The following is a 14,563-nucleotide window of genomic DNA, read 5'->3' as shown; positions in this document are numbered from 1 at the left end:
GATAACTGATAACTGATAACCGATAACTGAAATGACCATCACCCTCAAACTATTCGCAGCCTACCAAGAAGCCTATGGAGTATCCGAACTCCAACTCACCCTCTCTCCAGGAACTACCGCCTCCCAACTTTTAGAACAGATCGTCACTCAACATCCCGAACTAGAGCAGTGGCGAAAAGTCACCAAATTTGGTATTAACTTCAACTTTGCTCCACCCGAAACCGTCCTTCAAGACGGCGATGAAGTAGTCCTCATTCCTCCAGTTAGTGGGGGAGTAGGGGAGTAGGGGAGTAGGGGAGTAGGGGAGTAGGGGAGTGGGGGAGTGGGGGAGTGGGGAAGATAGGCAAACCTGATTAGGTAATTTGTCCCAAATTTCATCAATATCATTACGGTTGCAGGACTGCCAATCATTTTAGATTTTAGATATTTTTTTTAGAAAATATAATTTCTTCGGTATATAATATTAAACCACTTACCTCTAGAAACCTTTTCACTATGAAATGCTACATTTATTCAAATAAATCCAATACAGCAGAAGAAATAAAAAAGAATAAAGAAGGAAGAAGAAAAAGTATTACGTTGTCTAAGTTTTAAGCTCTCGATCTGTCTCCGCCTTTTGCTTCCATTGCTATAACATTATTCACATTTAATACTCAATTAAATAGAAAAAATATGACAGAATAAATTTGCTTTTATTCTGAAAGTTAGTAATATAGCGTTTTTCAGTAAACGTGAATTATACCTATTTTTATTTTTATTATGTTCTTTTTTCCCTAAAAATAACCAATTTTGTTCCTCAGCAGCATGGAAATTTCTATATTGACAAATCAAATATTAGTAAATATTGGCTTCAAAACTATAATCAATTAAATAGCTATAAAAAATATTTATCTTCAGTTTAATTATAATAAATAAGCCACTTATATTACTCCTCAAATCGCTACATTAAAATCAACCACTAAATTAGTAAAATTACTTACCAAAACAGAAAATCTATCTGTTGCAATTAATAATGAAAAAAAATAGCATAAATCAATTCCGACTATTTTAGTCGGGTATGGTTGACGGTAATTTTTACCCATGCTAGTATTTCAAAAAGTGCAGAAATAGTTACATAGTTATTAGTTAGAAGTAGGGAGTTAAAGAATATGACCCAGGCTACAAATATCGATAGTCAAATCCACAGCCAAAATACAGCAATAGAAACGCTCAAGTGTAAAGAATGTGGTGAAGAATACCCACTAGAAGCCAAACATATATGTGAAGACGTATGCTTTGGCCCCCTAGAAGTAAAGTATGACTATGAAAAGCTCAGTCAAACAGTAAGCCGGGCAACAATCGAAGCAGGTCCCAATTCTATATGGCGTTATCGTCAATTCCTACCAGTCACAACAGATAACGTAATAGATGTGGGAACAGGCATGACTCCCCTAGTAAAATCAGAACGTCTAGCTCGTCGCCTGGGTCTGAAAAATCTCTACATCAAAAATGACGCTGTAAATATGCCTACCCTCAGTTTCAAGGATAGGGTAGTATCAGTTGCTCTCAGTAGAGCTAGAGAACTAGGTTTTTCCACAGTATCTTGCGCCAGTACAGGCAACCTAGCAAACTCCACCGCAGCGATCGCAGCCAAAGCAGGATTAGACTGTTGTGTTTTTATCCCCGCCGATCTAGAAGCAGGCAAAATTCTCGGCACCCTAATTTACAATCCAACAGTTATGGCAGTAAAAGGCAACTACGACCAAGTAAACCGCCTCTGTTGCGAAGTTGCCAATACCTACGGTTGGGGATTTGTAAATATTAACCTCCGCCCCTACTACTCTGAAGGTTCAAAAACTCTAGGCTTTGAAGTTGCCGAACAACTAGGATGGCAACTACCAGACCATATAGTTGCTCCCATAGCCTCCGGTTCCCTCTACACTAAAATTTACAAAGGATTTCAAGAATTTGTCAAAGTAGGTTTAGTAGAAGATAAAGCAGTTCGTTTTAGTGGAGCGCAAGCTGAAGGTTGTTCTCCAGTAGCTCAAGCATTCAGAGAAGGTCGTGATTTTATCACCCCAGTTAAACCAAATACTATTGCCAAATCAATTGCGATCGGCAACCCCGCAGATGGTATCTATGCATTAGAAGTAGCTCGCAAAACAAACGGTAATATCGAATCTGTTACCGATGCTGAAGTTATAGAAGGTATGAAGTTATTGGCAGAAACAGAAGGCATCTTCACTGAAACAGCAGGTGGTACAACCATTGCAGTATTGAAAAAATTAGCAGAAGCAGGCAAAATCGATCCTGAAGAAACTACTGTTGCTTACATTACAGGTAACGGCTTAAAGACACAAGAAGCAGTACAAGGTTATATCGGCGAACCTCTAACAATAGATGCTAAGTTAGACAGTTTCGAGAGAGCTTGGGAACGCGCTCAAACATTAGAGCGTCTTGATTGGGAGCAAGTTTTAGTTTAACTCACTTCACTCCTACGGAAGCAAAGAATATGTTTTTAATTTAGGGGTTTGTTCAACAAACTCCTTACCGATATACTCTTTATCTTCCAAACTATAACAATAGGAAATTGGTAAAAATAATTTTTTTCTTAAAAATTTACAGTTTTTCTTAACTAACCATTAAAATAAAAATTTGCAAAGAAGTATTAGCTATATAATATAGATTACCCAACTATGGCAGTTACAGTTTTAATTCCTACTCCCTTACAAAAGTTCACCGAAAGCAAAGCAAAAATTGAATGTGGCGGTGGCAATATTTCCGAATTAATAGATTCTCTAGAAACAAACTTTCCTGGTATTAAAAAAAGTCTTTGTGATGACCAAGGAGAACCCCGAAGATTTTTAAATTTCTATGTCAACAGCGAAGATATTAGATTTTTAGAAGGAACAAAAACATCTTTACAGGATGGAGATGAAGTGAGTATTGTTCCTGCTGTTGCTGGTGGTTAAAATAGTGATACGACTGATGCCACGCTCTGCGATCGCATCCACCAAAAAATCTCTCAAGTTCAGCTTATAGCTAGATTGTTTTTTACCGAAAAATTGTGGTCCAAAGCTTCCCTTCTTAAGCTATCCCTGATAAGGAACTCCTGAAAACCTTATTGAGAGAAGGAGAGAAGGGAGAAATAGTAAATTTAGCTAGGCAAAACCACTTGATTTGTCCAAATTAATATGCTTTTAACCTACATTTTTTCTAAGGAAAAAGGCTTTTGCTTAAGCTAGATTTGCTGATAACTGATAACTGATAACTGATAACTGAAACGACTCAATCCAGTCTATGAGATAATATTTCTAATTATAGAAGTAACTTGGAGATTTAAGATAGTGCAGGGTAATATATGGATTCCAATTGCAGTCGTTGTGGTAGGCTTTGTTGCAGCAGTTAGTATAGGCTCTATTGCCTGGTATAATTCCAAGCGTCCTCCTGGTTGGGAAGATGCCCAACGTCCAGACTATGTTCCTAAAGTTAATGAGGATAAAGAGCAAGATAGTTAAAAGCATAACAATGTACTGAAAATTAGAAGCTACTATAATTTACCTACACAGAGGATTTGGATTTCTGTGTAGGTTTCTGATGTTTTATTAAGATCGACAGATTCTGAACCAGTTATTTGGTGTTAACTTCTGGTTAGTTTCTGGATATATACGATATTGGTAGGTATATTTTATTGGCTATTGAGGTTTAAAAGATACTGGCGGTAGGACAATATTCTAGAAAGATTAACAACTATTTATTCTTAATCCCACTAGGAAACTGGTTAATCTTAGCTATACCATAGAATGTAATATCATCTCTTCCTACCCGTAGTCGGTCTACTCTTAATTGAGTATTTTCTAACGCAAATTTATCTAGGTCTAGTAAATTATTTACATGGTCTATTAGAGATTTACCTAAATCTACAGACTCTTGATTACCACTATATTTAACATTGACAAATTTGATTTTACGTCTATCTTCCACTTCGACGTTAGCAGTGAAATCAACTTCTATAGGTTGATTTGGGTTTCCTACACCGATTTGAGTTTTCAGTCTGAGGGCTCGATCTTCAGTGATAGTCATTTGAGTATTTTGAAAATGTAGGGGTTGTCCCTGATATTTGAGCCTTTGCAGTTTCTCTACCACAAATGGGGTATTGAAAGAAGTGGTTAAGTCAGACTCACTTAATACAGTTCTCATAGTGGCCTGGATCGGCTGCCTTAATTTGACTTTACCAGTAAAAATGGCACTAAAGTCTATTGAGACAGCTTGCAGGTAAAGCTCCATAACTTCAATCCGAAGGCCATTGTACATCCGCATTCCTTTGCCGATGAAATCAAACCCATCCAGACTACCCTGTAAGAGTTTGGCAACTGGCTCGGCACGGACGTTGGCTTCGACTTTATCAGAGCTTTTAAACAGAGCTGCTATAGCCGCTCCTGCTGCCTTGCTCACTAGGCGATCGCCACTTTGATTTTGCATTGGTACATTGGTAAACAACGCAGTCACCATAATTTTTCAATGTTTGCCTTCATTGATATAGTAACAGTTTGATAAAGAATTGTAAAGTTTACTTGTACTTATGTACTTAATAAGCATTACTTTGCATCTACTTATCAATTTTCAGAGAAGACATAGCCTAAGCAAATCAAACTTTTAGGAATTGACTGAATCAAGGGGTGTACCTTGCAGACAAGCATCCGTGAGTAGAGCACCATTTAAATCAGCCCTATCGACAATAGCACAGAGCAAATTAGCCCGTTGTAAATTTGTGCCCCGGAGTATAGCTCCAGTAAGATTAGCCTCTTCTAAATCTGCTTGGGATAAATCTGCACCAGCTAGATTAGCACTACTAAATTCTGCTTGAAATAAAATAGTTCTAGTGAAATTCACTCCTCGTAGATCTGCCCCACGAAAATCAGCCCCACTCAAGTCCACATTATTTAATACAGCTCCATTTAAGAAAGCACCCGCAAAGCTAGCTCCTCTAACTTGGGCATCCATAAAAATAGCACCCCGTAGGTCAGCATTACGAAAGTCTGCCTCTCTCAAATCTGCACCAGTTAAGTCAGCTCCACGCAGGTTAGCTCTCAGATTAGCTTTCAGTAGATTAGCCCCAACAAAATTAACTCCAACCAAGTTAGCTTGGTAGAAGTCTGTTTCTGAAAGCTGGGTTCCTGCTAAATCTATACCAGGAAGATGAGCATTTGCTAAATGTTTGATTTTGCCAACTCGAATGGCAGAAATATCTAGGGATGTTGATTGATTCATATCTATAAAATTAGGTTTTAGGTTTTAGGTGAATAACCTACTAGCTATAATCTTCTTCAAGGCCTGATGGTGGAATTTTCAACCCAATTGCCTCGAATAGTATTAAATTATGTATTAGGTGAAGCGGTAAACTTCTCTCATCTGTAATTATTAATTATTAATTGTTAATTATTAATTGTTGAACTCCCTCTTCTAATTTACTGATGCCTTTGATGTAACTACTTCCTCTAACCAAACGTTGGGCAGTTGACTTGGTCTTTGAGGTAATTGCATCAGACCCATTTCAGTTAATCGAATGACATTGCTGAGAGATTCTACGAGAATAGGCTCAAAATATGTACCACTGTGATTGATACATTTTTCTAAAGCTTCTCCCAAACTAAGAGCAATTCGTTTACCTCGTGCTTGTATTAGCTCTTGGAAGTAAGAAATTAACCCCAAAATTCGAGATTCTATAGGTATTTCCTCTTCTCTGAGACCGTCTGGTTTACCGCTACCATCCCAATACTCTAAATGATGAGCCACAATTTTCGTTATAGGTGCTAACTCTGGCATTGCTGATAATAATTGAGCGCCAAGTACGCTCCTTTCCTGCCAAAAAGTTAAAGTTGCATCATCTAGTTCATCTGGTGTTTGAGTAAATACTTCGTTTGGCGCTGATGCTAACCCCACTCGAAATAATAATCCTGCCAGCCGCAAACGTCGCAACTGCAAAGTAGGTAAATCTAACATCTGACCAAGAGTTTCAGATAAAGCTGCAACTTGCAAAGAGGCAATGGGGTTACTCGGATCGCGTTCATCTGCTTTCTGCGCCATTCGTAAAAATGCTTGTAATTTATTAGCATTGAGGTTGCGACTAACTCGTAATGCTTGACCTTCTAACTCCCAAAGTTCCCTAGCTTGACGATTCATTGCAATCATCTGCTGTTGGGAAGTTTGTAGATAAGAAACGATTCGAGATACCACGTTAGTCATATCTGCAGGTGGTACATTTTTGATATTGAGAATTTCTTGATGTTGTTTCTGAACGATGTCTGCTAAAGCAGGATTGTAGGGGCGACATCTTTCTATGAGAATTTCTGCGGCTTTAGCTACTAAAGTTTGGTCGAAAGTCCATAAGCCGTAGAATTTTCTTTCTACATCTACAATAGGCTGACCATTGAGTACATATTCATCTTCTGATAGCTCATGACAAAGTACCATAGCTCTGTAACTTGGAGCTAGGATAATTAAATTCCATTCATTAACTAAACTATCCGCTGTTTCCAAGTTAACTAAAGAGACATTTTCTAGCTGACTTGTAGAATGTTTTGATAACCCACTATCTAGTACTGCGCTAATCAAAATGTGACGGCTAGATTGTGCTATTTCTTGATAACGTTCTGCTTCTTGTAAATACCATTTTCCTTGTTGAAATGTGACCAAAACTAATGGTTTTTCTTCATGATTTTTAGGGCTAGTTTGTAATATGTGGTCTTCTAAAGCATGGCATAAAGCTACCAATGTATTTTTGAAATAAACTCCATAACTAGAGGGCAGTTTTCCTTCCGGACTGGCTTCTTTAAGTTGATTTAAAGTTGCTTCAGGATTCATGTTATTAAGTTATAATTATTTTATATGTTTGTATTTTATCTTTTAGCTACCTTTATTATTAAAGCGATCGCTTCTTGTATTTATACATACTATGATGATTTTGTCAAGTATTATCGGGTATTTTTAGGAGTCATTTCAGTTATCAGTTCTCAGTTATCAGTTATCAGTACTTGTTGCTTAAGTTAGAGGCTTAACATCAGGAAGATTCTCTTTTTTTTCTCTTAAAAGGGCAGACTTTAGACCACAATTTTTCGGTAAAAAAGTGGTAAAATATATCCGAATATAATGGAGGTATACAGCTATGGCAGTTTATCAAGACAGGGAAGCATTTATTCCTTATTCTAGAAAAGATATCATAGAACTTTGTATTCAAGATGGTAAGTTATCAGAAAGTTCTTTACAAAAGTTTAGAGATTTTTGTTCTATCCTGCTGGCTTATTATCATTTTAAATTACATAAAACACTGGAAATATTAAAGGAAAATTATGCTCCATTCAATCCAGATGCTAATACTAAATATATTGCCTCTCACTCTGAATCAGAACTAGCAATGATGAAAACTAAAGTTGTTCAGAGTTTTGAGAAAATTCTAGAACAAGGAAATTTTTTTCCTATATCTCACGCTAGTTTAGAACGTGCTTTTCAGGAAACTTCGTTAATTGAACTGAAGACAGATATCAATTTTGATGATTTTGAAGAGATGATCTGTTACTGTCGAGGAGATATATATAAGACAATCAAAGTTAAGAAATTTTTTTTCCGCAAAGTTGAAAAGAAAATTGATATTTTTGAAAGGGTTGCTTTATTAATTAAGTGCAAAAATACAGATGATACTGATGACTCAGAAAACGAAGGGGAGGAATCTCATCTCAGTTCTAAAAAAATCTATATTTCTTTGTATAAAAATATTCCTAAAAATGATATAGAATTTCTATTTCCTAACGTGAAAGTTAGTATGACTTTGAAAGACCGTCTCATGCTAGTAGTACCTGCTATTGGTGCAGCAGTACCTATTGCTCTGAGAATTGTACCGCAACTTTTACTAATTATTGGTGTAATTGTTTTTCTGGCTTTTGGTCCGTCTTATGTAGAAAAATTGAACTTGAGAGCTAATCCGGAAGATGTGAGGAATATGACAGGAGTTTTATTAGCTTCATCATCTCTATTAATAACTTTAGGGGGATTTTGTTTCAAGCAGTATAGTAAATATAAAACTAAACAGATTAAGTTTCAAAAACAGGTGACAGACACTTTATTTTTCAAGAATATTGCTAATAATGGAGGTGTATTTCAATCTTTAATTGATGATGCAGAAGAAGAAGAGTGTAAGGAAATTATTTTAGTTTATTATCACTTATTAACAAGCAATACATCTTTAACTCTAGAACAATTGGATGATAAAATTGAAGCCTGGATGGAGCAAAAATTTGATACAAAAATTGATTTTGATATTAATGGACCTTTGAATAATCTCGCAAATATTCAGGGCAAAATTGTCAAAGATGGTGAAGATGAGGGTAAGATTTCAGATATACCATTATTAACCTATGATGAAAATGGTTGTTGTCAAGTATTACCTTTAGACGATGCTAAACAATTAATAGATTATATTTGGGATAATGCGTTTCATTATGCTTAAGGAAGTAAGCTTAATAATTAATAATTAATAATTAATAATTAATAATTAACAACTGGAGTTTAGACTAAATTGTAGGGTTTTCAAATAATCTACTCAGAAGGAAGGAAAACTTAGCAGGCAAGATGCCTCCACGCAGGCAAGATGCCCACGCTACAATATTTTCACGATTTACCCTGTACATCATTTGCTCGAAATCTGCTGTAATTAAAATCTTCTTTTTTTTGCTGAAAGCTGACTGCTAATAGCTGAATTCTTACAAAACTTAAAACTCAGAACCCAAGCTTAATATATGCTTTGAATATCTAAAGTTACAGGCAATTCTAGTCACTGAAAAAGATGCACCACTAGAAGTTGAACCGATTTAATGGTTATTGTTGATCGCCTTAAAGATTAATTCTATCTCTGATGTAGAGCAATATGTACGATAATTTTGCATTTCAAAAGTTGTCGCAGAAAATAAGGTAGAGCATTACACTCTTGTTTTGCTCTCGGTTCTAAACAGGCAGTAATATGCTGATAAGTAACGGCATGATGTAAAGCACATAAAGGTCTTGCTAATTTCCAAGCTTCTAGTAAACGTGGCTTTGATTCATAAATTTCCCATTGGCTTAAGTATTCATCTCGCAAACTTTTTAAGGGCGAGAAAAAAGGGTTTTTCTTCTGGACAAAAAATAATGGAAACATATCAAAGAAAGGATGAGAAATACAGCCATCAGTCCAATCAAAAATGAGATATTTATTGTTATGCAAAGCAACATTTCCTAAATGTAAATCTCCATGAACTAATGTTTGAGGAATTTTATATTCTGCAAGTTGAGAACATAAGTTTTTCAGATGTGGAGCAAGTGTTTGTAGCTGCTTAATTTCGGCTTCTTTGAATTGAGATAGAACATTTTTATCATTAAATAAAACATCTATTTGAGTTGATAATTTTTCTAAACGTCGGTCTAAACATCCGATACTCAATAAATTATCAATATGCTGAATTGATTTGATTTGTATTTGAGCAAGTAAACGATAAATATCTTTTTGCAACTTGATGGATGAATTTCTGCCAATAGGTTCTCCAAAATCAGCTAATAACATCCAGTAATGCTCAGAATTTATATTAATAACCGTAGGAATATTTTCGGGAAATAAATTTGCTAATTCCGTTGTGACTAATGGTTCGTTGCAAAAAAGAGGTAGTGTAGATGCTTCCTTGAAATAAATATTTCCGGCTGTGGTCTTAACCCGCAAAACACAAGATATACCCCAACTTTTGATACATTCTACGGAAGAAAGTTGTTGATAATTTAATTCTAATAATTGCTCCTCAATCCATTTTTTTGCAGAGTATAACCAACCTTTTCTAGCCCAAGGTGGACGTAGTTTTGGAATTTCACTACTTTCAATTTCTGTTAAATATTCTTGGATAACTGATTTATGTTCTGGTAATTTTAGAGATAGATTTTTCAAAGTTTCAAGGTCAACCCAAGAAGCATCTTTGAATTTTTCTATAAGCTCTTTTATCAAAGAATTATGTTCCAGTACATATATTGTGTGAATTTCACATTTAGATTTATCGTCATAATTATGAGCGTAATATAAAATGTTTGCCGAAATTCCAAGTTCTTGTTCTATTACTTTTTGAATAGTTGCAAATTCACTAGGGTGTATATCTTCATTTATACAAATATTGGGTAGAAAAAAATTATTTTCCTCATCGGATAGCATCAAAATTTTAGCTTCAGTGGGATGGGGTAAAATTGCATATAAATGAGATTTCCAACGCTGGAAAAATCTGTTGAATATTTGATTTATACTTGACAAGAATTTCATTATTTTGCACATATAGCAGACAAACTTTATTGACTATTATAAATCAAACTTTTTTAAGGCAGGTTTAAACGAAAAACTAAAACTTAATTCCACAATTATTTCTCTATGAGTTTCCTGAATTCGTTAACATTTGAAGAAAAACTTCAGTTCTCCTTTTTGTTGTTCAACTTGAGCGTAAGCATTTCCTCCGGAATGCTGCGCAAACAGCCGTCAGCTATCAGCTATCAGCTATTGCTTTTAGTTAGTGATAAAAGCTTTATTAATTGAGAAGCGAAAAATCTTACTACAAAAGTCAGCTCTAAAGTCTATATTCATTTAAACCCTGTCCTTAAATACAGGGTCTTATTGCTGACAGCTGACGGCTAATAGCTGAATGCTTACACTTGAGCTAACTTGAAATTACTATAAATTTTGTCGCGTCTTTCTTCCCAGATGTATTGTTTTAACAACAATTGAATTTCTTCCTTTTCATCTGTCGAAAGACCTTTGATTATTTCTACTACATAATTAAATGTCATAATTTTTCAGACTTCATCATACCAAATCAATTTTATCAGTTATGATAGAACCCATTTGGTATCTTTTGAGAAAGTTGAGGTTGAAAACCTCTAAAATCTTACTTTTGACTTTTGAATTTTGAATTTATCCATAATGTCTGAAATAACAGAAGAAATTCGAGTTTATGGCACTGTGCAAGGTGTCGGTTTTCGCCCTACTGTCTACCGCATTGCTAAAACATTGGGGTTGCGCGGTGAAGTTAGTAATGATGGGCAAGGTGTATTAATCAAAGTTGTGGGCGATCGCTCTACTATTGACGAATTTATCGAAAAAATTCATTCTGAACGCCCTCTCCTGGCAAACATCGAAACCATTACTAGACACCAACTCCCCAACCAAAATTTCGCGGATTTTATCATTGCCTCCAGCACCACCAATACAGTTTGCACCCAAATAGCTCCCGATGCTGCCACTTGCTCCATGTGTAAAAGCGAAATATTCGACCCCATGAGTCGCTGGTATCGCTATCCATTCACCAATTGTACCCACTGCGGGCCTCGTCTGAGTATCATCAAAAAATTACCTTACGATCGCCAAAATACAACTATGGCAAATTTTAAACTTTGCCCGGAATGTCAGGAAAACTATTCCGATCCTCTTAACCGTCGCTTCCACGCTCAACCTACGGCTTGTCATGTTTGCGGGCCGAAAGCTTGGTTAGAAAGAGCGGATGGTAAACCTGTAACTGCTGATATGTTTTCAATGTTGGATGATGTGGATGCAGTCTGTACTCTTATCCAACGGGGAATGATAGTTGCTATTAAAGGGTTAGGGGGTTTTCATCTTGCCTGCGATGCCACTAATGAGGAGGCGGTGCAAAAGTTACGTCATCGCAAACGTCGTCCAGATAAACCTCTGGCTTTGATGGCGCGAGATATAGAGGTAATTTCTAAATATTGTCATATTACTGATGCGGAACAGAAATTATTAGAAAGTGTTGCTGCTCCTATTGTGTTGTTGGAGAAAACTATTGGACAACAGTTAGCATCTAGTGTTGCTACTCCTATTATGTTGTCACAGAAAACTATTGGACAACAGTTAGCTCCTAGTGTTGCACCAGGACAAAATACTCTAGGTTTTATGCTTCCGTATACGCCATTGCATCATTTAGCTTTGCGTCGTTTGGATGTTCCCATAGTATTAACAAGTGCCAATTTTTCTGACGAACCTCAGTGTATTGATAATGAAGAAGCGCGGGAAAAACTATCAGAAATTGCTGATTATTTTTTAATACATAATCGTCCTATTTTTAATCGAGTTGATGATTCTGTGGTGCGAGTTATTAAGGAAGTTCCTCAAGTTCTTCGTCGTGCCCGTGGTTATGCGCCAGCACCGATTAATTTACCCCCAGGATTTGCAAATATTTCTCCAATTTTGGCGATGGGAAGTGAGTTGAAAAATACCTTTTGTTTATTGCGTGATGGGCAGGCTATTTTGTCTCAACATATTGGGGATTTAGAAAATAATTTGGCTGCTACAGCTTATGAAAAAACTTTGAATCTTTTTTTAGGTTTATTGGAGGCTGAACCAAATACAATTGTTGTGGATAAACACCCGGAATATTTATCAACAAAACTGGGAAAAGATTTGGCTGTAGCTAATGATTTAAAATTGATTGAAGTGCAGCATCATCATAGTCATATTGCAGCTTGTATGGCAGAAAATGGTTTAGATATTGATTGTAAACCAGTTTTAGGAATTGCTTTGGATGGGTTGGGTTATGGAGAGGATGGAAGTATTTGGGGTGGAGAATTTTTATTGGCAGATTATCGCGGCTTTAAACGTTTAGGAACTTTTAAACCTGTGGCAATGATTGGGGGAGAAAAAGCGATTTATCAACCTTGGCGCAATACTTATGTCCATTTAGTAACCGCTTTTGGTTTAGATTTTCTTAAGGATTACAAAGATTTAGAATTATTTAATTTTTTCCAAACAAAACCTCTGGCCACCCTGAATCAAATGATGGAAAAAGGGATTAATTCTCCCCTAGCTTCTTCTTGCGGGCGGTTATTTGATGCGGTGGCTGCTGCCATTGGTATTTGTCGAGAATTTTGTAGTTATGAAGGCCAAGCAGCGATAGATTTGGAGGCTTTGGCAACAGAGTATTTATTAAATGATGCTAAAGAAATAGAAAGTTATCAATTTAATATGCTCAAGTTAGATACAGATAGTAAATTCCCTCTTACTTATCTGGATCCACAGCCAATGTGGCAATCCTTACTGATAGACATAAAACAAAGTGCTTCTCCAGCTCTGATGGCAGCGAGGTTTCATCAAGGATTAGCGATCGCTATTTCTGAGATGGTGGCTGAGTTACATCAGAGTTGTGAGTTTAATCAAGTAGCTTTGAGCGGTGGGGTATTTCAAAATAAGTTGTTGCTTTCTGGAGTGAGCGATCGTCTAATAAAAATGGGGTTACAAGTTTTGACTCACAGTCAAGTTCCACCTAATGATGGCGGTTTATCTCTGGGTCAAATTGTTATTGCTGCAGCTAGACTTGAAGTAGGGAGTAGGGGAGTAGGGGAGTAGGGGAGGTAAAATTCAAATATTATTGCCTACACTACATTTATGCACTCTCTAGCAACTCAAAAATGGATAAAAAAATTTGTTTTGATTTTAATTAAGTTTAAAACTAATTTAATAAAAATGTGCTTAGGAATTCCCGGTCAAATTATAGAAATAACTGATTTTGCAAAGAAGTTGGCAACTGTTAGTATTAGTGGGGTGAAACGGGAGGTTAATATTGCCTGCATAGTTGATGATGAACATCCAGTTGAATCATGTGTTGGTGAATGGGTGTTAGTTCACGTTGGTTTTGCCATGAACCGTTTGGATAAAGAAGAGGCAGCAGAAACTTTGAAATTATTGCAGGAAGTCGCTGCGGTGATGAATTAAAAAGTACATTGGGTTGAGTCCGCCAAACCCAACATATTTGGTCTATATATTTATTATTATCAGAACTTACGCATTAACGCTATTAGTAGTGGATTGAAACAGCTAAAATGGTGCGTTACGACGGATTATTAAATGCTTTTCACAGTCTAAATTTTAGCCGTCTAACTGAGCCTACAATTTTGCACTATTTAAGGCGTGTCAGTCCAGTGGAGGCAAGCGTAAGACTACTGCAAAAGTAGCAGCAGCCTGTGAGGCGTCAACCCGCCGAGGGGCTTCGGCTCGGTAGGAATCCCCGTGCCTTCAGGCCGGGGAGGATGTCAAGAATTATTTTAGGTTTTTGATGAAAATGATTTTGGATTTGATAATTCCTAGAATGATTAATTAATATTTTTTTGAGTCAAAGTCTAAACTAATTTTTGGCAATATCATTCCATAACGTGCAATCCCATTATCTATAATGTATATATAGCAATCAGGAATCAGATGTTACAATTTGATTGCTTCAGTGTTTCTCATTCCCTGTTCCCTAAAAATCTACTTTTGCGACTGTTTCCTGTTCACTGCTATAGATATTTGTTGGGTTGCGCTACCGCTTAACCCAACCTACGGTGTTTTATACGAGATTTCAGTTTTATTTATTTATATTTAGGAGAAACCATATGAAATATGTTAAAGAATTTCGCGATCCCCACAAAGTACAAGGTCTAGTTAGAGAAATTGATCAACTCAGTCAAAAATTAGGATACAGTATTGATCGCCCACTCAAAATAATGGAAGTTTGTGGCGGTCACACTCACTCTATTTTCA

14 protein-coding genes are annotated in these 14,563 nt (G+C 36.3%); 8 read left to right on the top strand and 6 right to left on the bottom strand.

All coding sequences use genetic code 11. The features are described 5' to 3' along the window. Positions 1-31 precede the first annotated feature (31 nt). From AC3DU7_RS07775 to psb35, 4 genes are all read left to right on the top strand, one after another. Positions 32-286, top strand: coding sequence for a MoaD/ThiS family protein (locus AC3DU7_RS07775; RefSeq protein ID WP_293159718.1), 255 nt, complete (start codon positions 32-34; stop codon positions 284-286). 862 nt (positions 287-1,148) lie between these two features. Further along, positions 1,149-2,462, top strand: coding sequence for a threonine synthase (gene thrC, locus AC3DU7_RS07770; protein WP_488038779.1), 1,314 nt, complete (start codon positions 1,149-1,151; stop codon positions 2,460-2,462). Positions 2,463-2,675: 213 nt separating this feature from the next. Further along, positions 2,676-2,951: a MoaD/ThiS family protein gene (locus AC3DU7_RS07765; protein ID WP_293159714.1), complete on the top strand. Its 276-nt coding sequence runs from the start codon at positions 2,676-2,678 to the stop codon at positions 2,949-2,951. A 375-nt stretch (positions 2,952-3,326) separates the two neighbouring features. Then, on the top strand, positions 3,327-3,497 hold the full coding sequence (psb35, locus tag AC3DU7_RS07760; RefSeq protein ID WP_488038778.1) for a photosystem II assembly protein Psb35: 171 nt from the start codon (positions 3,327-3,329) through the stop codon (positions 3,495-3,497). An 87-nt stretch (positions 3,498-3,584) separates the two neighbouring features. Here the strand turns inward: psb35 and AC3DU7_RS07755 are convergent, their stop codons facing one another. From AC3DU7_RS07755 to AC3DU7_RS07740, 4 genes are all read right to left on the bottom strand, one after another. Further along, complete coding sequence (locus AC3DU7_RS07755) at positions 3,585-3,671, bottom strand: helix-turn-helix domain-containing protein (protein WP_488038781.1); 87 nt, start codon at positions 3,669-3,671, stop codon at positions 3,585-3,587. 58 nt (positions 3,672-3,729) lie between these two features. Continuing rightward, positions 3,730-4,491, bottom strand: a complete 762-nt coding sequence (locus tag AC3DU7_RS07750) for an LmeA family phospholipid-binding protein (RefSeq protein ID WP_488038777.1) — start codon at positions 4,489-4,491, stop codon at positions 3,730-3,732. Between the two features lie 144 nt (positions 4,492-4,635). Next, positions 4,636-5,250, bottom strand: coding sequence for a pentapeptide repeat-containing protein (locus tag AC3DU7_RS07745; protein WP_488038776.1), 615 nt, complete (start codon positions 5,248-5,250; stop codon positions 4,636-4,638). Positions 5,251-5,442: 192 nt separating this feature from the next. Further along, positions 5,443-6,843, bottom strand: a complete 1,401-nt coding sequence (locus AC3DU7_RS07740) for an HD domain-containing phosphohydrolase (protein WP_488038775.1) — start codon at positions 6,841-6,843, stop codon at positions 5,443-5,445. Between the two features lie 24 nt (positions 6,844-6,867). On the opposite strand from AC3DU7_RS07740, the gene AC3DU7_RS07735 reads away from it, so the two are divergent. Both AC3DU7_RS07735 and AC3DU7_RS07730 read left to right on the top strand, forming a co-directional pair. After that, positions 6,868-7,029, top strand: a complete 162-nt coding sequence (locus tag AC3DU7_RS07735) for a hypothetical protein (protein WP_488038774.1) — start codon at positions 6,868-6,870, stop codon at positions 7,027-7,029. A gap of 115 nt (positions 7,030-7,144) precedes the next feature. Further along, positions 7,145-8,482 carry a TMEM143 family protein gene (locus tag AC3DU7_RS07730; protein ID WP_488038773.1) on the top strand — a complete coding sequence of 446 codons (1,338 nt, stop codon included), beginning with the start codon at positions 7,145-7,147 and terminating at the stop codon, positions 8,480-8,482. Between the two features lie 396 nt (positions 8,483-8,878). Here the strand turns inward: AC3DU7_RS07730 and AC3DU7_RS07725 are convergent, their stop codons facing one another. Beyond that, a complete protein-coding gene (locus tag AC3DU7_RS07725; RefSeq protein WP_488038772.1) occupies positions 8,879-10,303 on the bottom strand; it encodes a phosphotransferase in 1,425 nt (474 codons plus the stop codon). 377 nt (positions 10,304-10,680) lie between these two features. Beyond that, a complete protein-coding gene (locus tag AC3DU7_RS07720; RefSeq protein WP_488038782.1) occupies positions 10,681-10,821 on the bottom strand; it encodes a hypothetical protein in 141 nt (46 codons plus the stop codon). 133 nt (positions 10,822-10,954) lie between these two features. Here AC3DU7_RS07720 and hypF point away from each other — a divergent pair, with 133 nt between their 5' ends. Then, a complete protein-coding gene (gene hypF / locus AC3DU7_RS07715; protein ID WP_488038771.1) occupies positions 10,955-13,390 on the top strand; it encodes a carbamoyltransferase HypF in 2,436 nt (811 codons plus the stop codon). A gap of 117 nt (positions 13,391-13,507) precedes the next feature. Continuing rightward, on the top strand, positions 13,508-13,756 hold the full coding sequence (locus AC3DU7_RS07710; protein WP_488038770.1) for a HypC/HybG/HupF family hydrogenase formation chaperone: 249 nt from the start codon (positions 13,508-13,510) through the stop codon (positions 13,754-13,756). The last annotated feature ends 807 nt before the right edge of the window (positions 13,757-14,563 follow it).

Source organism: Okeania sp., assembly GCF_983059655.1.
Note: the sequence above shows the minus strand (reverse complement) of the source record. Positions and strands in the feature narration are given on the sequence as shown.

What these genes read in the sequence shown, in the direction of transcription:
- AC3DU7_RS07775 (WP_293159718.1), top strand. Translation starts at nt 32, where the DNA reads ATGACCATCACCCTCAAACTATTCGCAGCCTACCAAGAAGCCTATGGA.
- thrC (WP_488038779.1), top strand. Translation starts at nt 1,149, where the DNA reads ATGACCCAGGCTACAAATATCGATAGTCAAATCCACAGCCAAAATACA.
- AC3DU7_RS07765 (WP_293159714.1), top strand. Translation starts at nt 2,676, where the DNA reads ATGGCAGTTACAGTTTTAATTCCTACTCCCTTACAAAAGTTCACCGAA.
- AC3DU7_RS07750 (WP_488038777.1), bottom strand. Translation starts at nt 4,491, where the DNA reads ATGGTGACTGCGTTGTTTACCAATGTACCAATGCAAAATCAAAGTGGC.
- AC3DU7_RS07745 (WP_488038776.1), bottom strand. Translation starts at nt 5,250, where the DNA reads ATGAATCAATCAACATCCCTAGATATTTCTGCCATTCGAGTTGGCAAA.
- AC3DU7_RS07740 (WP_488038775.1), bottom strand. Translation starts at nt 6,843, where the DNA reads ATGAATCCTGAAGCAACTTTAAATCAACTTAAAGAAGCCAGTCCGGAA.
- AC3DU7_RS07735 (WP_488038774.1), top strand. Translation starts at nt 6,868, where the DNA reads ATGTTTGTATTTTATCTTTTAGCTACCTTTATTATTAAAGCGATCGCT.
- AC3DU7_RS07730 (WP_488038773.1), top strand. Translation starts at nt 7,145, where the DNA reads ATGGCAGTTTATCAAGACAGGGAAGCATTTATTCCTTATTCTAGAAAA.
- AC3DU7_RS07725 (WP_488038772.1), bottom strand. Translation starts at nt 10,303, where the DNA reads ATGAAATTCTTGTCAAGTATAAATCAAATATTCAACAGATTTTTCCAG.
- AC3DU7_RS07720 (WP_488038782.1), bottom strand. Translation starts at nt 10,821, where the DNA reads ATGACATTTAATTATGTAGTAGAAATAATCAAAGGTCTTTCGACAGAT.
- hypF (WP_488038771.1), top strand. Translation starts at nt 10,955, where the DNA reads ATGTCTGAAATAACAGAAGAAATTCGAGTTTATGGCACTGTGCAAGGT.
- AC3DU7_RS07710 (WP_488038770.1), top strand. Translation starts at nt 13,508, where the DNA reads ATGTGCTTAGGAATTCCCGGTCAAATTATAGAAATAACTGATTTTGCA.